The organism is Arthrobacter sp. NPDC080073 (assembly GCF_040686575.1).
In the GTDB taxonomy this organism is placed as follows: domain Bacteria; phylum Actinomycetota; class Actinomycetes; order Actinomycetales; family Micrococcaceae; genus Arthrobacter.
The window spans coordinates 230,828-254,553 of the sequence record NZ_JBFBKR010000002.1 but is presented as its reverse complement, the minus strand read 5'-3'; the positions used below and the strand labels follow the sequence as shown (position 1 = coordinate 254,553).

Genomic DNA, 23,726 nt, shown 5'->3' with positions numbered 1-23,726 from the left:
AGCCTACCCAACGCGGGGATCGTGCCTAGAACCGTCGACGCGTCCTTCGGAAAGCTTCAAGTATCAGCCTCGCCAACATGAACCGCGACTTGACAATCTTGGACAACGATCGCCAGCCCGCAGGGGTCTGGTTTTCACCGTGAAGCCGTCGGTAAACCGTAGAATCGTCCAGATGAATTATGGAGCCTGCGACGTTGCCACATATAGCCAGCCATAGATCGTGCGACTCACGAACGTAGCTGGGAATGGGCGTGAAGAGTCCGACGGCGTCCCGACGGAATCCCATTGCGCAGCCGTAATACGCGCGGTAACCGATAAGTACCGCGAACAAGTTCGCCAGATGCCGTCCAGAGTCACTGGAGCGCAACCGCGGAATCCAGGGCCGCGGGCCACCGCCGAGAACGTCGAAGTTACTGGCCACGACCTTGTGTGTGTCAAGTGCCCGCAACATCTTGTCGAGACGACCGGGAATCCAGACGTCGTCCTGATCCGAAAGGAAGACGAATTTTCCGGCGCTCAGGCCTACGGCTTCTTCAAACGTCCGAACGTAGCCCTTGTTTGAGGACGCCCTCACTAGGCGTACTCGCGGATCCTTGATCGCTTCGATAACGACGGCTGTGTCATCGGGCGACGCGTCATCGACCACGACGACCTCGTCGTCGGGCCCGAGCTCCCTGAGAATAGAGGCGATCTGCTCCCCAACAAAGTCTGTTCCCTTATAGGTGGCCATGCAGATACTTGCACGGATTTCGCGCCCGTCCGCCATCGTCGCATCGTTCATGCACAACACTCTATGGGACTCACTTGTTCAACAGGATCCTGCTACTTGTCGCACCTCTTCCGATGGGGCTCCCTCCCCCTGATCGGCGAGAGACGTCACGACCACGGAATGAAAGATAGGATCATCGACTAAGGCCACTGGCGCGGACCGGCCAGGATCCCGCGAAGTGATTCGCAGGCCGTTGATATATTGGAGACCTATGGAAACTCATGACTCGACGCGGGTCCTCGTCATCATGCCCGCTTGGAACGAAGCCGAGTCCGTGGGCGACACCGTTCGAGAAGTGCTGGGAATGGGACGCGCGTACGACGTCCTCGTTGTCAACGACGGCTCCACGGACGCCACAGCGGAGCTCGCAGCAACCGCAGGCGCAACGGTCCTTAACCTACCCTTCAATCTCGGCGTCGGCGGGGCAATGCGGGCAGGCTTCAAGTACGCCCAACGCACCGGTTACGGCCGGGTCATCCAAGTCGACGCTGACGGTCAGCACGATCCGGAGCACATCGAAGAGGTACTGGCAGGGCTTAACCATGCCGATATCTCTATCGGAGCACGGTTCGCGGACAAGGGCGCGTACAAAGTCAGTGGTCCGCGCAAATGGGCAATGCAGTTCCTCGCGAAGGTTATTTCAGGTCTCGCCAAGACAAGGCTGACGGATGTGACATCGGGTTTCCGTGCAGCGAATGAACGTGCCATCAACCAATATCTCGACCACTATCCGGCCGAATACCTTGGCGACACCATTGACTCCCTCGTCGTCGCGATTCGCTCAGGCTGCACTGTGACGCAGATCCCCGTGGCCATGCGTCCCCGCCAGGGTGGAACTCCCAGCCACAATCCGCTCAAGGCCGCAATCTACCTCGGACGCTCCGTGTTTGCCCTCTTGTTCGCATTGACCCGTAAAAGGTCGCACATCACATCCAGTCGCATCGCCGTTGAAGGGACCTTGTAAATGGGCAACCTAGCCGCATTCATCCTGTCCCTGGCCATTATGGGCGTCGTCGTGGAGATGCTCCGGCGCAAAAAACTTCGTGAGAAGTACGCTGCGTTGTGGCTGGTCGTGGGCACCGGCACCCTCATACTTGCCGCTTTCCCAAGCCTGCTGACAATTGTGACCCAGCTCGTCGGGGTGCAATTGCCATCCAACCTCCTGTTCATCATCAGCATCCTGCTTCTACTGGGTGTCTGCCTTCACCTGTCGTGGGAAATTTCGGTCGTCGAAGACGAGACCCGCACACTGGCCGAAGAAGTCGCTATACTTCGAGCCCTCATCGAGCAGCAGGCCGCCGCTACCCAGGCGAATGGCGACACTTCAAATAAATCCACTTCGACTTAAGGACGCGGACCGCTCCCCATGGCATTGGACATCTTCATCCCTTACTGGGGCGATGCAGCATTCATGAAACAAGCTGTCGACAGCGTGCTGGCGCAAAACTCGGGCGACTGGTTCCTTACTGTCGTGGATGACGCGTATCCGGATGACGAGGTGCGACGCTACGTCGAAGGCCTTGGGGACGCGCGGATCAAGTACATCCGCAAGGACGTCAATGAGGGCATCACCGAGAACTTCCGGACTTGCGTGTCGCTCGCGACGCAGGACGTCGTAGTGGTCATGGGATGCGATGACGAACTTCTTCCGAATTTCGTGGATGTTGTCCTTAGCGCCCACAAGGCGTTCCCGGAAGCTTGGATCATCCAGCCCGGTGTGACTGTAATCGATGAGAACGGGCATACCGCCGAACCGCTCGTCGACGTTGTCAAGCAGCGCCTGGTCAAACCGAAGGGCACGGGCCAACGTCTTGTCCGGGGCGAGCCATTGGCTGTCAGTCTCCTGCACGGCGACTGGCTCTACTGGCCTTCACTGGCGTTTCGCCGGGACAGGCTCCAGGACTTCGATTTCCGGAACGGGTTGCCGGTTATTCAGGATCTCGCGCTCGTCATGGATATGGTGTTGGCTGGCGCCGAATTGCTTATCGAGCCGGAGGTCTGTTTCGCCTATCGCCGGCACATCCACAGCGCATCCTCGGCCAAACTCGTGGACGGTACTCGGTTTCATGGTGAGCGCACCTACTTCGGGCTCGCAGGTCGACTTTGCAGGGAAAGAGGCTGGCGCACTGCTGCCCGTGCCGCAGCTTTCCGGTTGACATCGCGCGCCCACGCCCTGTTGCTTTTGCCCCAGGCCGCTTCGCATGGCGGCATGAGGCCCGTTGCATCCCTGCTTCGCCATGCATTTGGAAAGTGAGAAATCGGATATGACTCCTGAGCTGGACGTGTCCACAAGGCTGGCCAGCGTCGCCGGAGTGGTCACCGCTTTCCACCCGACACCGCACTTGGTGGAGAACGTGGCCTCACTCTTGAAGCAGTTATCCACCGTCGTCGTGGTTGATGACGGTAGTGGCGAAGGGTTCGACCATATTTTTGGGGCGGTTGCCGAAGCCGGTGCAGTGGTTCTCACGCTGGAGTCAAACTCAGGGATCGCCGCTGCGTTGAACGCCGGAATAGCCAGGGCACGGAGCAGTGCGGGCATCGAACACATTGTCACGGTGGACCAAGACTCACTTCTTCCGGACGATTATGTTCAGAAGCTGCTCAGTGCATCCGCATCTGCTAGGTCTGCGGGTGTCCAGCCCGGGCTGGTTTCGCCGGCCCGGATTCACGGAAATCCTGTAAAACGAGCCGGCACGCGGCGTGGCGTGGTATTAGGCAGGGAGCCCATACAGTCGGGGCTGTTGATTCCAACCTCAACTCTGGACATCATCGGGAATTTCTGGGACGGTCTGTTTATCGATCTCGTGGACACGGAATATTACTTCCGGGCGCTGGACGCTGGCCTGCCAACAGTCTTGGCCGACACAGAATTCGATCATTCACTCGGAACCATGGTGGACGCCAAGGTGTTCGGGCGCACGGTCCGCGTGGGAGGACGAAACCTTCAAGTCCGAATCGCGGCCACTTGGCGCTACTACTACATTTTCAGAAACAGGATCCTAGTGGGCGCGCGCTACGTACGTCGCCACCCGGTCTGGGTCGTCGTAGGCGTTTTGACAGACCTTCGGCATCTGGCTTTTGTCACCGTCCTCGCACCCGGCCGAACTGCCCGGCTAGCATCGGCCATCAGCGGCATTGTTGACGGCGTGCGGGGCGACTGCGGACGAAAACACCAGTAGGCCGGACCTCGCGGCGATCCGGTATCAACTGGCCCCGTTTTGCTGAGGACTGACGGGTAGGGAAAGATGTAGACCATGCGTGGAATCATTCTTGCCGGTGGCACCGGATCTCGTCTGCACCCGATCACACACGGCATCAGCAAGCAACTGGTACCGGTCTACGACAAGCCGATGATTTACTACCCCCTGTCGACGCTCATTCTGGCCGGGATCCGCGACATCCTCATCATCACCACGCCCCACGACGCCGAGCAGTTCCAGCGTCTACTCGGCGATGGCTCGCAGTTTGGCATCAACCTCAGCTATGTTCAGCAGCCCTCCCCCGATGGCCTTGCCCAGGCCTTCATCCTTGGCGCTGACCACATCGGAAACGACACCGTGGCTTTGGTCCTGGGTGACAATATCTTCTACGGCCAAGGAATGGGCACGCAGTTGCGTCGGCACGCCAATATCGACGGCGGCGCAGTCTTCGGTTACTGGGTCAAGGATCCCAAAGCCTATGGCGTTGTGGAATTCGATGAGGCTGGGAAGGCCATATCCCTTGAGGAGAAGCCTGAAAAGCCGAAATCCCACTACGCTGTTCCAGGCCTCTACTTCTATGACAACGACGTCGTCGACATCGCCAAGAACCTGCAGCCGTCCGCACGAGGTGAGCTGGAAATAACGGACGTGAACCGCACTTACCTCGAGAGAGAAAAACTTCACGTCGAAATTCTCCCCCGCGGCACGGCCTGGCTTGATACCGGGACATTCAACGACCTCAATGACGCCTCTAATTTCATCCGCACGGTCGAGAACCGTCAGGGTCTCAAGATTGGCGCACCGGAGGAAATCGCCTGGCGTCAAGGCTTCCTAACTGACGACGAACTCCGCCAGCGGGCGGAGCCATTGGTCAAGAGTGGGTATGGCCAGTACTTGCTAGGGCTCCTCGACGGCTAGGACTCCAAATTCCCGGGTCGTCGAACATCCTTAAGCCATAGGTGGAGTCCAATTGAGTTGGTATTCAACGCTTCCAGTTTTTCTTGCCAGTTTGGCAGTGCTCTTTATACCCGGGAGCTTGATCGCAGCTTCATTGGGCCTCCGAGGCCTGACCTTCCTTGCGGTGGCTCCCGTGCTCAGTGTTCTCGCTGTCGCCGGCACGGCCATCGTCCTTCCCTATTTGGGAATCTCATGGTCGCTGATGCCCGTCGTGGTCGTGGCTATCGCCTTGGCAGCGGGGTTGTTCGCGGCGAGCCAGCTAACACCCGAGAAGCTGTCCTTGCGATTTCGGCTGAAGCTCAAGCGGCCCACACCCGCTGCGTACGCGGCGGCCATCGGTTTTTTAGTCGGCAGCATCTCCATCGCGTTCCAACTTCGTCAGGCCTTCGACCGGCCAGACAACATTTCCCAGACGTTTGACAACGTATTCCATCTCAACGCGGTCCGCTACATCCTCGACACCGCCAATGGCTCTTCGCTGACCCTCACGAGCATGACCAATGGCGGAAATCCACCGTACTTCTACCCAGCGGCCTGGCACGACCTCGCGTCCCTCGTCGTGCAGATCACCGGCGCTCCGATCAGCGTCACAGCGAACGTGCTAAACCTCTGCGTCGCGGCAATTGTCTGGCCGCTCGGTTGCATGTTTCTCACGCGGGTGGTTACAAAGGGGAATGGTTACGTCGTTGGTGCCGCCGGCCTCCTCGCCGCGGGGTTCAGCGCGTTCCCCCTGCTGTTGTTGGATTTTGGCGTCCTGTACCCAAACTTCCTCGCCCTATGCATGCTTCCAACGGCTTTGGCGGGAGTCGCCGTATTCTTTGCGGCCGGTGGAGCCACCGGGATACCTATCCTCGCCCGCTTCGCCCTCGCGCCGAGCCTCGCTGCAGGACTCGCGATCGCCCATCCGAATGGGCTTATGTCCCTCGTGGCACTGTCCGCACCAGTTCTCCTCTTCAGCTACATTCGGTATTGGGTCCGCAAACATGAGCATGGTCAGGGCTACAGGGGCATCGTCTTTTTCGGAATTTCGTTGCTGCTCACATTCGCCATCATGGCCGTCATGTGGAAGCTGATCAGGCCGCCTGCGGAGGCGTCAGGCTGGCCACCTGTACAAACTGTGGGCCAGGCAGTAGGGGAGGTCATTACGAACTCTCCAATGCATCACAGTCCAGCGTGGGCCGTGAGTGCATTGATGGTTTTGGGAATTGGAGTCTTGGCAAGGAGACCGCAGAAGTCGTGGTTCCTGGGGTCGTTTCTCGTCAGCGCCGTGCTTTTTGTCGTAGTTTCGGCCGGGCCGGACCCGTGGTTCCGTAATGCCTTGACCGGTGTCTGGTACAACGACAGCTATCGACTGGCTGCCTTGCTGCCGATCGTCGCCGTACCCCTTGCGGCGACCGGTCTGGACTGGCTAATGGGGCGGATCCGACTTTGGTGGAGCTCTGGACGGAACACCCGACGCAGGTGGTTCTTAGCTCGGATCCAGGCTCGAACAGCCGGGGTCGTTGTGGTGCCCTTGGTTCTGCTGGCGGTGGTCCTTCCACTTCAAACGCTTCCGCTTGGTAGCGAAATAGCCTCCGCTCACAATATCTACTCGACGAGCCCGGATGCCCCCTTGGTGAGCAAAGACGAAATGACTCTCATCGACGAGCTAGATAATTTCGTTCCGCAAAACGCAACAATCGCAACAAATCCCTGGACAGGTGCCGCCATGGCATTTGCTCTGGCGGACCGCAACACGACATCCAAACACACGCTCACAACCTACACGCCCGCAGTCCTCACGCTGAACGACAAGCTCAAGGACGCTGCCAGCGACCCCGAGGTGTGCAAAGCAGTCCACGCGACCGGGGTCGGCTATGCCTTGAATTTTGGGACCAAGGAAGTCCATGGAGGCGATCACGGATTCAAGGGGCTCTTGATCGAAAATACGACTCCGGGCTTCCAGCTTCTGGCGCAAGTCGGTGAGGCGAAGCTCTTCAAAGTGACCGCATGCGGTTAGTTTGACCATTCGAGGGGCGGGCGGTTCCGCAACGGGGCATTGGATCTCGGTGTGACGTTCCAGCGCCCCTCAAAGGCGTCACGACGCCCCGCTACGGGCGGGGCGCCTCCTGACTCACCTACGCGCTGCTCAAACTTGGCTGCGGAGCTGGGCCACAGCGTCATCGATGGCTCCGTCAAACACGACGTTTCCGTGCTTGAGAACCACTCCTCGATCGCAAATGCGGGAAACGAGTTCAAGGTCGTGACTGACGACGACGAGGGTTTTGCCTGCCGCGGAAAGCTCCTTGATCCTGGCGAGGCACTTGCGCTGAAACGGCTCGTCTCCGACGGCCAGGATCTCGTCCACGAGGAAGACTTCCGGATCCGTATGAACGGCGACTGAGAATGCCAGACGGAGGTACATGCCTGAAGAATAGAACCTGACCTCCGTGTCGATGAACTCACCGATCTCGGAAAATTCCACGATGGAGTCGAATTGTTCGTCGATCTGGGCTTCCGTCATGCCCAGGATCGCGCCGTTCAGGTAGACGTTTTCCCTGCCCGACAAGTCATGATGGAACCCCGCGCCTACCTCAATAAGGCCTGCGACTCTGCCCCGCGTCCGCACCGAACCACTATCAGGCAACATGACACCTGAAATGTGCTTGAGCAGAGTGGACTTGCCGGACCCATTCAAGCCCAGCAACGCCACGGTCTCGCCTTGTTGGATTTCAAGGTCGACATTGTGAAGCGCATGGAACTTCTTGGAGATGTCACCTTTGCGGCCGGTGACAAGCCAGACAATTGCCTCCTTGAGAGAGCGCGTATGCCTCAGTACGAACTGCTTATTTAGCTTCTGAACTTCGATCGCAACAGACATCGTCACAACTCCTGCGCAAATCGGCCCTCAAGCCGGCGGAATACCCACTGGCCGAAAACGAGAACTGCAAGGGAAACCACGATTCCCACGGGAACCCAGAGGGGTAAAAGATTCGGCGGCATGGGGGCGGTTTCATCGGTGGTTGGAAGCCAGAAGGCGTAATGAAACGCTTCGACGCCGATAGTAATGGGATTGACCTGGTAGACGGCGTACCAGCTTGCGCCGAGCTTGCTCTGCACCATGGTCCACGAGTACATGATGGGGGAAGTCCAGGTCGCAACCATCAGCAGCATGTCGACAATGTTCTCGGAGTCCCTGAAATAGACATTCGCAGAGCCAAAGAGTAGTCCTAACCCGGTGGCCAACATGGCTACGATCACGAAACCCGCGATAGCCGCGACAAGCTGCAGCAGGCTCGGGTGCCACCCGGCGAAGACGCAGGCGACGACCAGGACAATCAACTGCGGAATGAAATGTACGGCGGAAACCCAGACCGAGGCGACGGGGAAAAGCTCACGCGGCAGGTAGATCTTCTTGATGAGACCTCCGTTGCCGACAATGGAACGTGCCGCATTGCTGAGCGCCTCGGTGAAAAAGTTGATCAGAACGATTCCGGAGAACAAGTACACAGCGTAGTTGGCCAGTCCATCCGGATTTCGAGCGCTCTTCTCAAGTCCCAGGAAGACGCCCAGGGCAATGTAGAAGACCAGGAATTGAACGCCCGGCTTTACGTAGGACCAAAGCAGCCCAAGAACCGACCCCTTGTAGCGGATCTGCAATTCCTTCCGAACAAGGAGTTTGAGCAGGAATCGCTGTCTGAACACGTCGGCGAGTCCGCCCCCAACGCCCGGACGGACGAGCGGGGCGGTCTCGCTGAAGTCACTCGCAGTTGTCACCCTTTGGCCTTTTCCTGCGGAGTCGTGGTGGTCACCGCGTCGAAAGTCTCGCGCCACGCCTGCTGCGACGTGAACTCGGGCAGGCTCCGGGAATATTCCTCGGAAAGCTTTTCCCAGTCTTGGATAAGTTGCTTGTGGAGCTTGATGCTGCGGGCCATCATATTGCGGAAATGCTCAGGATGGCGCTTGTACCAGGAGGCGCCGGTTCCGTCAGCGGACGAGACGATCGCCGAGTCCAGCTGCGACAGTCGCCACCAACGGGCATCCATTGCCGGAACGAGGGCTTCGGGGTGCTCCAGGGCTCCCGGCCTTACGCTCTGTACCTGACGAACCCCTGCCGAGGCAGCAGTCGCAAGGGCAGCGAAGATGGACTTCGGCGAAGAAGGCTTCTTTCCGCGCTTTGGCGGCTTCACGCGCTTCACTTGCGGGAAGGCTGCTACTTCCTTGGTGATGCGGGCGTCATCGAAGTCTGCACGTCGCGCACGAATTTCGGGGAGCTTGGTTCGAATCGTCTGGTGCAAGTGAGAAGGTCCCTTGAGCAGGTCCTCGAGAGCATCCAAGCGAAGCTCGACTGCAGAGTACTGCATCGACAACAGGTGCTTGACATCAACCATGAAGCTCTGGCGCGGCAGGAATCCGCCCTTTTTGTAGGGCGAGTAGACCAAGGCTGCAAGCCAGCGGTTTCGCTGGTGGAAGTAGGCCTGCCAGTCGATGGTGTCATCCTTTTCCGTCCACGGCATGTGCCAGACAGCGGCGCCCGGGAGGGTGACTGTCGGGTAGCCGTGGCGGCGGGCCCGAATGCCGTATTCGGCGTCGTCCCACTTGATGAATACGGGAAGAGAGAGTCCGATGTCGCGCAGAACACTGGTCGGAATCAAACACATCCACCAGCCGTTGAAGTCCACATCAATCCGGCGATGCATCCACGGCGTCGTGCGAAGGTTGCTCGCCGAAAAATCGTGGGCTTCTTTGGTGCTTTCGACCGCGCCCCATTGGAACTTGTACTCGTTGACTTCTTCGCCGAAGCTGTGCATCACCGAGCGTTCATACAGGTTAAACATGTGACCGCCGACGATCGACGGCTTCCGCGTGAAGTCGGCGAAGTTGATGGCCCGCAACACGCCTTCTGTTTCGATGATCACGTCATCGTCCAACAGCAGCACGTATTTGCTCCGGCCATCTTCAACTGTCTCGTGCATGCCGCGGGCAAAACCACCCGAACCACCGAGGTTGCCCTGCTCAATCAGTGCGAACTTATCCCCGAGTCGCGCCGCAGCCTCGTCAAAACCGTCCTGGTCGCGTACCTTCTGGGTACCCTGATCGGTAATCAGGAGCCGGTCCATGACATTCAGGAGTTCAGGAGAATCGGCAAATGTCGAGAGGTGCTTAACGCAGAAATCCGGGCGGTTAAAGGTAGTTACCGCGACCGTGGCGGTGCCCGCCTCGAATCCTTCGGGCTTCCGTACGGACCATTCGGCGCCGAGGAGTTTGACCTGTTCAGAGGAAGCCACCAGGTCAAACCAGTACCAGCCGCCATCGCCGAAGTTGGCCAGCGGCAGAACAACATCTACCGGCCGTCCAGCGTCGACGCTGATGCTTTCGACCCTGTTCGAGGTACCGCGCGCGGTGGACCGGAGAATCACGACGGTTGCCGGGGCATCGACGGCAACCGTAAGCCGCACACTCGTGACATCGGTGTGAGCTCGCCAATAGCTCGCAGGGAATGCGTTGAAGTACGTGCCAAAGGAAATGCGTCGGTACGCCGGCAAGTGTAGCTGGCGACGGTTCTCAATGAAGTCCGAACGAATCTTAGCGCCAGTGGAAGTGACAGCCGTGACGCCCGACCCCGACTTGGAAGTCTGCGATTCCGCCGACACGACCCGCTGAGCCGCGTTGAAGTCCAAGTACAAGGGAAGTGTGTCAGAATCGCCATCCGTCGGGAAGACAACGCGATGGACGGTTTGCCATTCTTCGCCCAGTCCGGGCACAGCGCCGTGGTTCATGGGTTCCGTTGAAACGCTCATGCGTCCACTCCTCCACTTTCGATTTCTGCGCCGCTTTCGAAGTGCGGACGGATCTTGTTGTCAAACATGGACAGGGCAGAACCGATGGCCATGTGCATATCGAGGTACTTGTAGGTGCCGAGGCGCCCGCCGAACAGCACGTCTTTTTCTGCGGCCGCGAGATCACGGTACTTCAGCAGCTTTTCGCGGTCATCCGGGGTGTTGATCGGGTAGTACGGCTCATCGCCGCTTTCAGCGAACCGGGAATATTCGCGCATGATGACGGTTTTCTCCGTCTGATAGCCACGCTCCGGGTGGAAATGGCGCGGTTCGATAATCCTGGTGAACGGGACGTCGTCGTCGTTGTAGTTGACAACGGAGGTTCCCTGGAAGTCGCCCATGTCCAGGACTTCTTCTTCGAAATCGATGGTGCGCCAGGATAGATCTCCGGCGACGAAGTCGAAGTAGCGGTCCACGGGTCCCGTGTACACGACGGGTATCTTGCCGACAACCTTGTTTTTTGAGTACTCATGCGACTCATCAAAGAAGTCCGTGTTCAGGCGTACCTCGATGTTCGGATGCTCCGCCATCTTCTCGATCCATGCCGTGTACCCGTTGGTCGGCAGGCCTTCGTACTTGTCATTGAAGTAACGGTTGTCGTAGTTGTACCTGACGGGAAGGCGCGAAATGATCCCCGCAGGGAGGTCCTTGGGGTCGGTCTGCCACTGCTTGCCCGTGTAGTGCTTGATGAATGCTTCGTACAGGGGGCGGCCGATCAGCTGGATACCCTTGTCATTGAGATTCTGTGGATCGGTTCCCGCGAGTTCACCGGCTTGCTCTTTGATCAGGTCTCGTGCCTGGCCGGGAGTCAGGTTGGCGCGGAAGAACTGGTTGATTGTTGCCAGGTTGATGGGGAGGGAGTAGACCTCTCCTTTGTGCACGCCGTACACCTTGTGCACGTAGTTGGTGAAGGTCGTAAACCGGTTGACATACTCCCACACTCGCTCGTTCGAGGTGTGGAAGAGGTGTGCACCATAGCGATGCACCTCGATTCCTGTCTGCTCCTCCGTTTCGCTGTAGGCGTTGCCACCGATGTGGTGCCGGCGGTCGATGACAACAACCTTCAAGCCCAGCTCAGTGGCGGCCTGTTCTGCGATTGTCAGGCCAAAAAAGCCCGACCCGACGATGACGAGGTCAGCGGTCACAAATACTCCTGGTTCGAATGCGGGCAGCCTAATGATGTGCATTGGCTGCAGGTCAAGCCTACCTGAGATGGTGCGCCCGGTTTTCAGTCCGGTCCCTTCCCACGCGAATCAGCACAACGTTTTCCACATAGGCCAACTGCCCCGGAACACCCGGTCCTCCTCACAAATATCGTGGAAGAACAGCAGGCGCGCGAACCGAAGGAACGGTTACAGTGACATTCCATTGCACCCTCGTCCGGGCCCCACGGGCGTTACGGCAAGGTGAACCGATCGAACTGGCCATGGCCGCGGACAACGGCACACCGGGCGCCGTCGTCGAGGCTGCAGTCGCCGCCGAGTTCGGAACTGGAAACCTTGCGGTCGATGGACTGCAACTCAGCGGACTCACGGTTGGCTCGGCGCCGCTCATGTCGGGAGCCGTGTTGGTGGACGGGCCCGATTCGGAGCCGCACCACATCCGTGGTGGCGAGCGCAATCCCGCAGTGTTGTCCTTGCTGGTTCACGCCGGGCCAGCCGCCGGACTGGTCATACCGCTGGAACGGGGCAATTACAGGATCGGCCGTAGCAGCGCCGATATCTGCCTCCCGGATCCTGATGTCTCCCGGGATCACGCCGTCCTGACGATCTCCGAGACAGCGGTCACCATCAGCGACAACGGGAGCGCGAACGGAACGGTGGTGGATGGACGAAAAGTCCGCTCCGCCCCTCTCTCAACCGCCTCCAGGATCCGGTGTGGCAGCTCTGTCATGTCAGTGGTTTTCGGCGACGAGGAATACGGATCGGAGTCGCTGGGGGCAGCAGGCCTGGGCGTCGCCGAGCCGATCCTGGTCCCCCGGCGCCACGATCCGGGCGGGCGCACGCAACTTTTCCTCACGGCCGGGCTCCCGTTCCTGATGGGAGTTGGAATGGCTCTGGCCACTGGCACATGGATGTTCCTCGGATTCACCGCAATTTCGGCCATCGCGATCCTTGCCCCGGCAATTTCGGGAAGACGTGGGCGACGCCTCCTGGCTGCCGCGATTGCGGCGGCCGTCGAACAAGACCGGGACCGACGACGGCGATGTTCACCGTCCGCTGCTGAGCTCGCCTACGCCGTCAACTCAGTAGCTTTCCCTTCAAGGGAAGGGGCAATGCAGTTGAGGCTGCCAGGAGCCAACACAATGCAAGGAACCGGCACAACGCAGAAACCCGGCACCGAGCAAGGCGCAGGCACAACGCCAGGCACGGCCCCAGCCCAAGGTGCGGCGGGCTGCGGTGATGTCTGGCTCCGGCTCGGCACCAGTCCCCAGAATGCCCGGGTTGCACTCGATCCCGCGGACCCGGGCTTTCAGCCACCGCCGTTGGGCCCGGTTCCGGTGGTTCTGGATCCCTCGATCCAAGCTGTTTCCCTCACGGGACCCGAAGCCAGGGTGCAGGGAATGTTCAGATTCCTGCTCATGCAGTTGGCGGCCTTTCCCGGCGCACGCAACGTCGCTGTCCTTATACACGGACCGATGCCCCTCTTGCCGTCATGCGCCCGGTTCCTCCCCCGCGTCACCTTGACCACGGACGCCTCTTCAGCCAAGGCGGTTCTTTCCAGGCTCGGGGATAGACCGGGCGCACTGTTTCTGGTCGGCCCCGACCACGGTCCGGCCGTCGACTCACTCCGGCTGACGGCGATCGAATCTGGCTGGAGAATCTTCCAATGCACCGCAGGAAGAGATGAAAGCGGTTCCACAGTCGAGCTCTGGAACAAACGCGCAGTCCTCCGCTCGTCTATTTCGGAAACGGAGTTTGATCCTGACTTGGTGCCGCACCCGGTCTTCGACCGCTACTGCCGGTCCCTGGCAAGAGTGCCTGGCCTGTCGATGGAAAGGGCGCCGCTTGTCCCCTCTACCTGCCAGCTTGCCGAACTGCTTCCCCTTGAGCCCTCAAGCATCGCTGCCCGCTGGAGCGCTTCCTCAGCGCGCGAAGGGCTATCCACGGTCATCGGGCAAGCCGCCGGCGGTCCCCGGTCCTTGGACCTGGTTTCGGACGGCCCGCATCTCCTGGTTGCCGGAACGACGGGATCGGGAAAGTCGGAGCTTCTGCGCACGATAGTCTCCGCGATCTGCCTGGCCCACGGCCCGGACAGGGTCAACTTCCTGTTTGTTGATTTCAAGGGAGGTTCGGGCCTCGGGCCATTGCTCGGCCTCCCGCAATGCGTCGGAATGCTGACGGACCTCAGTGAACACGAGCTCGAGCGTACCCTCTTTTCCCTCCGTGCCGAGGTCCGGAGGCGGGAAGCGATCCTTGCGAAGGCCGGCATCCCTGATTTGCCCGCATATTGGGCCACAGCCCGGGGAACCAGGGGCGGGACCGCGCCGGGACGAAGAAGCCGATTTCCAGTGGTGCCCCGTCTGGTACTTGTGATCGACGAATTCAGGATGCTGATTGAAGACGCCCCGGATGCCTTGGCCGAATTGATGCGGATCGCCACCCTGGGCCGGTCTCTGGGTATTCACCTGATCATGGCAACACAACGTCCGCAAGGTGCCTTGAGTGCGGACATCCGCGCCAACGTCACCACCAGCATTGCTCTTCGCGTCCAATCGGAGGTGGAATCCCTGGACGTCATCAACTCGCCGGCGGCGGCATCGATTCCGGTGTCCCTGCCCGGCCGCGCCTATATGGCCCGCGGAGTGGAAGACCCCGAGCCTTTTCAGTCAGCGACCCTCTCAGGCGGCGGGAAAGCGCCGGCGTCACGCACAGAGGCCATTGCCCGGACGGCGGCGGCGTCGCTCCGCTTCAACGGTTGGTCGGCAACCGCAGACGCAGGGACTCCGGGTGCGGTTGCGACGCCAGCCGAGGCCGCCCGCCCCATGATCAAAGCGATCACCCGGGTTTGGGCCATCCACGGGGGTACACCGCCGCGGAGGCCAGTTGCTCATCCGCTTCCCGAGTCCATCTCGTTTCACGAATCCCTCGGCACGGCTGCGATGGCGGGCAAGCACGCGGCAAGCGGATCGCCGGCTGGCCCGACAGCCAACCTTGGATTGGCGGATTTGCCCGCACAACAACGGGTTGCCGGTATGTGCTGGGCTCCGCTCGTCCATGGGAATCTTGGACTCGTTGGCCCTCCTGGAAGCGGAGTTGAAGATACCTGTCGGGCAGCAGCGGCGCAGCTTGTTGGAAATGCCCTTGAAGTCCACCTCTATGTCCTTGACGGTGACGGTTCGTTCACCGACGTGGCGGCCCAGGGACGCGTCGGGGCCGTTGCCTCCCTCAACGACATCAGAAGGGGAGTCCGCATCCTGGAGAGGCTCGCCGCTGAGATGACGGCGCGGCAATCCCCAGGACCCGTCGCCGGCCACGTCCCTCTTCTGCTGGTCATTTCAAGCTGGGGTTCGTGGGTCTCCGAGTTGCGCTCCGGGCCGCTGGCCTGGGCCGAAGACGTTGTCCACGCGATCGTCCGCGATGGGCCGAAGGCAGGACTGGCAGTTCTTGTCACGGGCGACCGCGAACTGACCGCGTCGCGCATGTTCGCTTCAATCCCCAACCGCGCGTACTTTCCCGCCGGCACCACAGAAGAAGGGCGGTTGGCGTGGCCCCGGTTCCCTGCAATGAAGCCCCTGAAGGGCCGGGCAGTGGTGAGTGGGAACCTGCTTGATGCCGACCCAGCAGTCGCGCAGCTTGTGGGAACCCCGATAAACGAGCCCTGGCCGTACTGCGTGCCCCCGGAGCCGGCACGGCGCCCGTTCCGGGTGGATCCCTTGCCGCAATTCATCCGGGCTTCGGACCTCGCAGCGCACGGCCGAACCGGAACAGCTGCCGTTTCCCGCGCTCGTGCGCAGGGGGCGGTGCTCCTGGGGGTTGGAGGGGATGAACAAGAACCAGTTTGGATCACGCTGCCGCGCTCAGCCGTCCTCCTCGCGCTCGGCACCCCCGGTTCCGGCAAATCGTCGTTGCTCTCCGCATTGTCCATCCTCAATCCAGGCCATCATTGGTGGACGCCGCCTGAAGGGGCCGATCCTGATGCCTTTTGGGCCGAATTCCGCCGGGACGCAAGCCGCAGGATCGTGGGAGCAGAAGACATCGCCCTCGTGGACGACGCCGAACGCCTCAGAAGCGAAACCGCCCTCCTGCTGGCCGAACTTCCCGGTATGGGTTTCTCAGTGGTGGCAACTGCGGGGAGCTCCGCCCTTCTCCAGCGGACGCCCCTTGCTTCCCTGGCCCGAAACCACGGAAGCGGGATTCTCCTCGGGAACGGGCCGCCAGCGGCCGGAGAATTCTTCGGGGTGCGCGTAGGCGCCGAACAGGCGCCACCGCCGGGTCGTGCCGTCCTCATCGAGAATGGGCGAACACGCTCCGTCCAGATCGCCGCTCCGGACTAGCAAGGCCCACCCACGTGAAAAGGTCAGAGGGCGGCGCGGGATCCGCCCGCTCTGGAGGCAAACGCGATGACCCGTTTGTCGAACAAAAAGACAATCCCGGCCAGGGCCGGCACCACCATGGCAAGACCGGCGAGAACCAGCCCTCCGGTCATGGTGGGAAACCCGATCGTCAGGGCGAACAGCTGGGCAACCAACGCAGGTGCCCGGGTCCAACGGTAGCCACGGAACAGGAAGTGCCCCACAGCGAACAACAAGGCAGAAAAGGCCAGCAGAAGGCCCAGCGTAAATACGGCTCCCCAGAACGAGGCAACCGGAGCCCCGGTCACGAGTTCGTAGATGTACAGGACCCCGGCGGCCAATAGTGCGAGGGCTTCCAGCACAACCACAACCGAAATAACAACGATTCCTGCAGGACGCGGTCCTCCACCGGGGGCCCAGCCAGAGTCGTCGCTGCCCGTCCCCTGGCCGTCGTCGCCGGGCGCTGCTGGGTCATGGTTAGGGTTCAGAGGGGGTCTTGACACACTGGCACACTACCGGACATAGTCGAATACCTGTGAGCAGACCGGTAGCCAATGTGATGCATCGCTCACGGTTTCAAACGCTTGAACCCCTTGTTTACATGGCGTTAACATGACACGCTTGACTCAGACGACCAAGGGGGCCCAATGGGTCCCCTTTCCTATGAAGCCTCTCGTGAATATTTTCACAAAAGGCTTAACTAGTACTCACGAATGGAGTGACTGATCAGCATGGATTGGCGTAACCGCGCAGCCTGCCTTGACAAGGACCCGGAGCTTTTCTTCCCAGTAGGCAACACGGGCCCTGCGCTTCTCCAGATCGAGGAAGCGAAGAGTGTCTGCCGTCGCTGTCCCGTCGTGGACACGTGCCTTCAGTGGGCCCTCGAATCGGGTCAGGACGCTGGCGTCTGGGGCGGCATGAGCGAAGACGAGCGACGCGCCCTCAAGCGCCGCGCCGCCCGCGCCCGCCGCGCTTCCTAAGCGTCCGGGGGCACGAAGCACGACGCCTGAAGCAAAGAGAGCATACGAAGATGGCCCGGACCGAAAGGTCCGGGCCATCTTCGTATTACCCTCGGGGCGCGCCGTCGGCGGCAGCCGTCAGTTTCGCACCAGGTTCAGGACGATCTCGACGGCGGTCCCACCGCCGTCGCGCGGCCTCCACTTGATGCTGCCACCCAATTCGCTCGTGACAAGTGTCCGCACAATCTGAAGGCCCAGGCCCTCCGTGTACGAGCCCTCCGGCAGCCCGACGCCATCATCGGCGATAGTCACGGTCAGGATTTCATCGCCGCGCTCCCCCGTGGAACGATCGGCCATCAGCCATACCGTTCCGGCCCGACCTTCAAGGCCGTGTTCCACGGCATTTGTCACGAGCTCATTGATGACCAGCGCAAGGGGCGTGGCGAAGTCGCTCGGTAATTCGCCGAACAGGCCGGCGCGCTCGGTCCGGACGTGCTGCGAAGGGGATGCTACCTCTGCCGAGAGCCGGAACTGACGTCCGATGAGTTCATCGAAATCAACGCTCTGAGTGAGCCCCTGCGAAAGGGTCTCGTGAACCAACGCAATGGTCGCCACCCGCCGCATTGCCTGTTCCAGGCCTTGCTTCGCCTCATCGCTGACCATCCGTCGCGACTGCATGCGAAGCAATGCCGCCACCGTCTGCAGGTTGTTTTTGACGCGGTGGTGGATCTCGCGAATCGTCGCGTCCTTGGTCACCAGTTCGAGTTCGCGGCGTCGCAGTTCGGACACGTCGCGGCACAGTACCAAGGCACCGAAGCGATGCTTTTCGTCCCGCAACGGAATCGCGCGCAACGACAAACTGACACCGCGGGATTCGATTTCGCTCCGCCACGGCATCCGACCGGTAACGACCAGGGGCAACGTCTCGTCCACCATCCGCCGGTCCTTGAGGAGTCCTGCGGTTACTTCCGCGAGGGACCGTCCTTCCAAGGTTTCCACCTCGCCAAGACGGCGGAATGCGGAGACGCCGTTCGGACTCGCGTACTGGACTATGCCGTCGGCGTCGAGCCTGATCAGGCCGTCACCCACGCGGGGAGCGCCACGGCGGGAACCGGTCGGTGACGCGAAGTCCGGCCAGAGGCCCAGCGTTCCCATCCGGAGCAGATCATAGGCACATTGCCTGTACGTGAGCTCCAGGCGTGAAGGCATCCGGGAACTGGAAAGGTCCATATGGGACGTGACGACAGCAAGGGTCCGTCCGTTCCTGACCATCGGCACTGCCTCAACCCGCAGGGCCATCTCGCTGCTCCAGCTCGTTTCACTGGAGCGTTCGATGGAACGGCTGGACCACGCCTTGTCGACTATCGGTCGCAGATCCGAGCGGATGCCTTCCCCGACGAAGTCCGCATGGAACACCGTGTGGCTTGTCGACGGCCGGACGTGTGCAAGCGCGATGTAACCGAATTCGGGATGCGGAAACCACAGGGCCAAGTCCGCGAACGCCAGGTCGGCGACCATCTGCCAGTCGCCGACCAGGAGGTGCAGCCATTCGGCATCTCCAGGCCCGAAATCAGCGTGCTCCCTGATGGGGTCTGTAAAGATTGCCACTGCACCTCCATATAACGCCGGGGCTTGTCCCTAGCGTCGAACGATTGACCTCAAGAGCCTCAATGCTACCGACAGAGAAGCCATGTCGTCGGCCTCCAGCGCGTTGACCTCGTCAAACATGCTCTTCGCTCGCCCCAACTGCTCCGCGTTGAGGTCCTCCCAAACCCGCAAACGAGCCTCGGCGTCGAGGCCGGCGTCGCTCGATTCGAGTACCGACGTCGTCATGTCCGCAACGGTCGAGTAGAGGTCGTCGCGCAGGGCTGCGCGGGCAAGCGCCTGCCAGCGGTCATCGCGCGGGAGTGCCGTAATCCGCTCCAGCAACGAATCGACGTGGAAGCGGTCGAACACCGTGTAATAGACATGGCTGACCTCTTCCACGCGGGCCCCGCGGCTTTTCGTGATCTTGGCGATGTCCAAGAGAACGAAACTCTCGAACAACTCGGCCCAGCGATGGGCGAGAGTGTCGGGAAGGCCCCAGGAGCGAGCCTTTTCGAGCCAACCGGTGACCCGCTCTTTGTCGCTGCCGCGCAGGTAGTCGAGCACCCTGGCCCGCATCGGATCCATCATCGGCTTGAATTCAGCGACGATCTCCGAGATCGGCTTCGAGGCGTTACCCTGGCTGAGCAACCAGCGAACAGCCCGGTCCAGAAGCCTCCGGATGTCGAGGTGGACCGTGCTCCAGTGTTCCGTGGGGAACGAAGCCGGCAGGGCATTGAGTTCCCGCACCATCGAGTCGAGTTCGTAGATCTCGCGGAGGGCTACGAACGCCTTCGCGACGGCGACCTCGGTAGCCGAGGTCTCCTCCATCGTGCGGAAGGCGAAGGTGATGCCACCCAGGTTGATCATGTCGTTGGCCACCACGGTTGCGATGATCTCGCGGCGCAAGGGATGGGTGTCCAGTTCGGCGTCGAACCGTTCGCGGAGCTGCTTCGGGAAGTAGGAGCGAATCGTCCTGCGGAACCAGGGATCATCCGCCAGATCACTGTCCCGCAAGGCCGAGCTCAATTCGATCTTGGCGTAGGCGGAGAGGACGGAGAGCTCCGGGGACGTCAGGCCCTGGCCCTGTTCCAGCCGCTCGCGAAGGGCATCGGTGGTCGGCAGCGCTTCGAGGTCCCGGTTGAGGTCGGCAGACTTCTCGAGCCAGTCCATCAGGCGCTCGTAGCTCGGGCTCCATTCGGCGACACGTGTGCGGTCGTTGAGCAACAGGATGTTCTGATCGATGTTGTCTTCGAGCACAAGGCGCCCGACCTCGTCGGTCATGTCGGCGAGGAAGGCTGTGCGCTCGGAAGCATCCAGTTTCCCAGCGGCAACCATCCGGTCCACGAAGATCTTGATGTTGACCTCATGGTCGGAACAATCCACGCCGGCAGAGTTGTCAATCGCGTCGGTGTTGAGAATGACACCTTGCAGTGCAGCCTCGATGCGTCCGCGCTGCGTCATTCCGAGGTTGCCGCCTTCGCCGACAACCTTGACGCGGAGCTCGCGCCCGTTCACGCGGATGACGTCGTTTGCCTTGTCCCCCACCTCGGCGTTGGACTCGGTGCTGGCCTTGACGTACGTTCCGATCCCGCCGTTGTAGAGGAGATCCGCCGGGGCCAGGAGTATTGCACGCAGAAGTTCCGGCGGACTCAGCTGAACCGTTCCGTCAGGCAGGCCGAGGGCCCTGCGGACCTCCGGCGAGATCGGAATGACCTTGGCCTGGCGGGGGAAGACCCCGCCGCCTGCGCTGATGAGCGAGCGGTCGTAGTCATCCCAGGAGGAGCGGGGAAGGTCGAAGAGACGCTTCCGCTCGTCGAAGGACGAACCCGCATCCGGCGTCGGGTCCAGGAAGATGTGGCGGTGGTCGAAGGCGGCGAGCAGGCGGATATGCCTGGAGAGGAGCATTCCGTTGCCGAACACGTCGCCGGACATGTCGCCGACGCCGACCACCGTGAATTCCTCGGTCTGGGTGTCAAGGTCGAGCTCGCTGAAGTGGCGCTTGACCGACTCCCATGCGCCGCGGGCCGTAATGGCCATGGCCTTGTGGTCGTATCCAACGGAGCCGCCGGAAGCGAAAGCGTCACCCAGCCAGAATCCATACTCGGCGGCCAGGCTGTTCGCAGTGTCCGAGAAGGTTGCCGTGCCCTTGTCCGCAGCCACTACCAGGTAGGAATCGTCGTCGTCCTGACGGACAACGTCCGACGGCGGCACAATCTTCTCGCCGTCGGCTGTGATCACGAGGTTGTCGGTGAGATCGAGCAGGCCGCGGATGAAGGTCTTGTAGCTTTCGATGCCTTCCGCCATCCAGGCACCACGGTCGACTGCCGGATCCGGAAGTTGCTTCGCGAAGAATCCGCCCTTGGCACCGGTCGGCACAATCACAGCGTTCTTCACCGTCTGCGCCTTGACCAGCCCGAGGATCTCGGTCCGGAAGTCTTCGCGGCGGTCCGACCACCGCAAGCCGCCCCTGGCCACTTTGCCGAAGCGCAAGTGGACGCCTTCAACGCGTGGCGAGTACACCCAGATCTCGTACTTCGGCCGCGGGAACGGCAGACCGTCGATCGTGGTCGGATCGAGCTTGAAACTGACGTACGGCTTGCCTTGGAAGTAGTTCGTGCGCAGCGTCGATTCAATGAGGTTGACGAAAGTCCGAAGGACGCGGTCGGCGTCGAGGGTGGCCACCTGGTCAATTGCTTCGGCCAGTGCCGCGCGGGCACCCTCCTGGCGGCCCGGACGCACGGCATCAGGTGAAGCAGGATCGAAGCGGGCCCCGAAGAGGTCAATCAGGCCGCGTGCCACCTCCGGGTTGGCGAGAAGGGTGTCCGCGATGAACTCGAAGGAGTTGGTGTTCCCCATTTGGCGCATGTACTTCGCATAGGCGCGGAGCATGACAACCTGCCGCCAGTGGATGCCTTCCCGGAGCACCAGCCGGTCGAAACTGTCGGATTCCACGGCACCGGTCACGGCGGCACTGAAGGAGTCCGCCAGCAGCTGGCCGGTAGCCACGGGATCGACGCCGGAAGGGTATTTCAGGCCCAGATCGTAAAGGAAGAAGTCCCGGTGGTCGGCCGTCTCGATTTCGAAAGGCCGCTCATCGAGAACTTCGAGGCCGAGATTGTGGAAGTAGGGCAGGATCTGGCTCAGGCTCTTGGGTTCCAAGAGGTAGAGCTTGACGCGGGCATCCTCTTCGAGGAGTTCGCCGGCGCCGTTGGGCAAGTAGACGTGCACTCCGGGGGGCGCCTGGACAGCACCGCCGTCGCGATCGGTTGTGGCGGCGTACTTCTCGAAACGCTCAATGTCCTTGAGGGCGTCCTCGACTTCGTAGTCGACACGGTAGCCGGCAGGAAACGCATCCGCCCATAGCGCGGACAGCCGTTCGGCGTCCAGGCCGCTGGTGTTCTCACGGAGCACCTCCGCAATTCCTTCGGCCCATGACCTCGAAGCCCGCACAAGCCGCTTTTCGAGTTCACCGGCGTCGACGTCGCGAAGCTCAGCATCCCGTGGCAGGCGGATACGGAAGAACACCCTTGAGAGTGCGGACTCCGTGATCCGAGCCTCGTAGTCAATGCTTTCGGCTTCGAAAGTTTCGCGGAGTTCCTGCTCGATTCGTTGCCGGACATTGGTGGTGTAGCGGTCACGGGGCAGGTAGACCAGTGCCGACATGAACCGTCCGTAAATATCCGGGCGCAGGAAAAGCTTCGTGCGGCGCCGTTCCTGCAGACGCTGGATGCCCAAAGCCGTTGCTGCCAGGTCCTCGGTCTCGATCTGGAAGAGTTCATCACGAGGGTAGGTCTCGAGAATACCGACGAGGTCCTTGCCGGAGTGGGAGTCCGGCGGGAAACCGGCCGAGCGGAGCACGGCGTCGACCTTTTCCCTAACGATGGGGATGTTCCTTACGGAACCGGTATACGCACTCGTGGCGAAGAGGCCGATGAAGCGGCGCTCACCGTTGACGTTGCCCGCGACATCGAAGCTCTTGACACCGATGTAGTCCAGGTACGCGGGGCGGTGCACAGTGGACCGCGAGTTGGCTTTGGTGATGACCAAGGCCCGCTTCTCGCGCGCCTTCCGGCGTCCGGCGTCGGTAAGGTGCTGGATTTGGTGCGGGTGGTCCCCTGCCCTCAAGAGTCCCAAGCCGCTTCCTTCGCGCAACTCAAGGACGTCTTCACCGTTCTCGGTGATGAGGTCGTATTCCCTGTAACCCAGGAACGTGAAGTTGCCGTTGTCCAACCAACGCAGGAGGTCCTGCGCTTGCCTGAGCTCCGCGATGTCTTCCGGGTGGGCCACCTTGTCAAGGGACGATGCCAGCTCAAGCGCCTTGGTGCGCATTTTGGGCCAGTCTTCGACGGCGGCGCGTACATCGTTCAGGACGCGATGGATTCCCTCGACGAGTTCCTTCTGGAAGTCGTCGGCCACCCTGTCGACCTCGACGGCGATCCACGACTCCATATGGGAGACGTTGTCACCATGCGAGATCAGATGGGCGATGTTCGGCATCGCCGCGGTGTCACCGCTTGAGATGCCGATGTTCGACGGCACCCGGGCGATGTCGGACAGATCGCCAGTGAGGTGATCACGCGAGACCACGAAGAGCGGGTGCATGACAAGCCGGATAGCGCAGTTCTGGCGAACGAGTTCGGCGTTCACCGAGTCGACGAGGAACGGCATGTCGTCCGTGACGATGTACAGAATGCTGCGATCACCCTCGTTGGCAATCCTGACGTTGGCAGTGCCCGGCTTGCGGGTCTGCCCCGTTTCCCGGTGTGCAGCCGCCCTGGAGGTCAATTGCTCGGCAGCGTATCCGCGGGCGTCCTCCTCTGCGAGATGCTCGTAGTAGTCCCCGAAGAACCCTTCCCGGATTACTGCAGGTTTCGAACGATCCTCCACGCTGGATCCTGACGACATCGACAAACGCCTCCA

16 protein-coding genes are annotated in these 23,726 nt (G+C 61.0%); 8 read left to right on the top strand and 8 right to left on the bottom strand.

All coding sequences use genetic code 11. The annotated features are described in order from the left end of the window. Positions 1-25: 25 nt before the first annotated feature. Positions 26-781 carry a glycosyltransferase gene (locus tag AB0O52_RS03335; protein WP_364533292.1) on the bottom strand — a complete coding sequence of 252 codons (756 nt, stop codon included), beginning with the start codon at positions 779-781 and terminating at the stop codon, positions 26-28. Positions 782-980: 199 nt separating this feature from the next. On the opposite strand from AB0O52_RS03335, the gene AB0O52_RS03330 reads away from it, so the two are divergent. The 6 genes from AB0O52_RS03330 to AB0O52_RS03305 all read left to right on the top strand — a co-directional run bounded on the left by AB0O52_RS03330 (position 981) and on the right by AB0O52_RS03305 (position 6,925). Then, the gene (locus AB0O52_RS03330) at positions 981-1,733 is read left to right on the top strand and encodes a glycosyltransferase family 2 protein (RefSeq protein ID WP_364533289.1); all 753 of its coding nucleotides are present in this window, start codon (positions 981-983) and stop codon (positions 1,731-1,733) included. Further along, positions 1,734-2,117: a DUF2304 domain-containing protein gene (locus tag AB0O52_RS03325; protein ID WP_364533287.1), complete on the top strand. Its 384-nt coding sequence runs from the start codon at positions 1,734-1,736 to the stop codon at positions 2,115-2,117. It abuts the gene before it with no gap. Between the two features lie 18 nt (positions 2,118-2,135). Then, complete coding sequence (locus tag AB0O52_RS03320; protein WP_364533285.1) at positions 2,136-3,023, top strand: glycosyltransferase; 888 nt, start codon at positions 2,136-2,138, stop codon at positions 3,021-3,023. 10 nt (positions 3,024-3,033) lie between these two features. Further along, entirely contained in the window at positions 3,034-3,948 is a 915-nt protein-coding gene (locus AB0O52_RS03315; RefSeq protein ID WP_364533282.1) for a glycosyltransferase, read from the top strand. Positions 3,949-4,023: 75 nt separating this feature from the next. Beyond that, positions 4,024-4,887: a glucose-1-phosphate thymidylyltransferase RfbA gene (gene rfbA / locus AB0O52_RS03310; protein ID WP_364533279.1), complete on the top strand. Its 864-nt coding sequence runs from the start codon at positions 4,024-4,026 to the stop codon at positions 4,885-4,887. 97 nt (positions 4,888-4,984) lie between these two features. After that, positions 4,985-6,925, top strand: a complete 1,941-nt coding sequence (locus AB0O52_RS03305; protein ID WP_364533276.1) for a DUF6541 family protein — start codon at positions 4,985-4,987, stop codon at positions 6,923-6,925. 129 nt (positions 6,926-7,054) lie between these two features. Here AB0O52_RS03305 and AB0O52_RS03300 read toward each other — a convergent pair whose 3' ends face one another. From AB0O52_RS03300 to glf, 4 genes are read right to left on the bottom strand one after another with little or no spacing between them, the layout of a single operon-like run. Beyond that, the gene (locus AB0O52_RS03300) at positions 7,055-7,786 is read right to left on the bottom strand and encodes an ABC transporter ATP-binding protein (protein WP_364533274.1); all 732 of its coding nucleotides are present in this window, start codon (positions 7,784-7,786) and stop codon (positions 7,055-7,057) included. A 2-nt stretch (positions 7,787-7,788) separates the two neighbouring features. Further along, a complete protein-coding gene (locus tag AB0O52_RS03295; RefSeq protein ID WP_364533271.1) occupies positions 7,789-8,682 on the bottom strand; it encodes an ABC transporter permease in 894 nt (297 codons plus the stop codon). Next, the gene (locus AB0O52_RS03290; RefSeq protein ID WP_364533269.1) at positions 8,679-10,706 is read right to left on the bottom strand and encodes a glycosyltransferase; all 2,028 of its coding nucleotides are present in this window, start codon (positions 10,704-10,706) and stop codon (positions 8,679-8,681) included. The genes AB0O52_RS03295 and AB0O52_RS03290 overlap by 4 nt, the downstream gene beginning before the upstream one ends. Continuing rightward, entirely contained in the window at positions 10,703-11,890 is a 1,188-nt protein-coding gene (gene glf, locus AB0O52_RS03285) for a UDP-galactopyranose mutase (protein ID WP_364533266.1), read from the bottom strand. Before glf ends, AB0O52_RS03290 begins: the two co-directional genes overlap by 4 nt. Before the next feature lie 212 nt (positions 11,891-12,102). Here glf and AB0O52_RS03280 point away from each other — a divergent pair, with 212 nt between their 5' ends. Then, positions 12,103-16,242, top strand: a complete 4,140-nt coding sequence (locus tag AB0O52_RS03280; RefSeq protein ID WP_364533263.1) for an FtsK/SpoIIIE domain-containing protein — start codon at positions 12,103-12,105, stop codon at positions 16,240-16,242. Positions 16,243-16,265: 23 nt separating this feature from the next. On the opposite strand, the gene AB0O52_RS03275 is transcribed toward AB0O52_RS03280, so the two are convergent. Continuing rightward, positions 16,266-16,646, bottom strand: a complete 381-nt coding sequence (locus AB0O52_RS03275; RefSeq protein ID WP_364533801.1) for a hypothetical protein — start codon at positions 16,644-16,646, stop codon at positions 16,266-16,268. A gap of 345 nt (positions 16,647-16,991) precedes the next feature. Here AB0O52_RS03275 and AB0O52_RS03270 point away from each other — a divergent pair, with 345 nt between their 5' ends. Beyond that, the gene (locus tag AB0O52_RS03270; protein ID WP_003804966.1) at positions 16,992-17,240 is read left to right on the top strand and encodes a WhiB family transcriptional regulator; all 249 of its coding nucleotides are present in this window, start codon (positions 16,992-16,994) and stop codon (positions 17,238-17,240) included. A 117-nt stretch (positions 17,241-17,357) separates the two neighbouring features. Here AB0O52_RS03270 and AB0O52_RS03265 read toward each other — a convergent pair whose 3' ends face one another. Beyond that, positions 17,358-18,827, bottom strand: a complete 1,470-nt coding sequence (locus AB0O52_RS03265; protein ID WP_364533260.1) for a histidine kinase N-terminal domain-containing protein — start codon at positions 18,825-18,827, stop codon at positions 17,358-17,360. A 30-nt stretch (positions 18,828-18,857) separates the two neighbouring features. Further along, positions 18,858-23,711: an NAD-glutamate dehydrogenase gene (locus AB0O52_RS03260; protein WP_364533257.1), complete on the bottom strand. Its 4,854-nt coding sequence runs from the start codon at positions 23,709-23,711 to the stop codon at positions 18,858-18,860. Positions 23,712-23,726 lie beyond the last annotated feature (15 nt).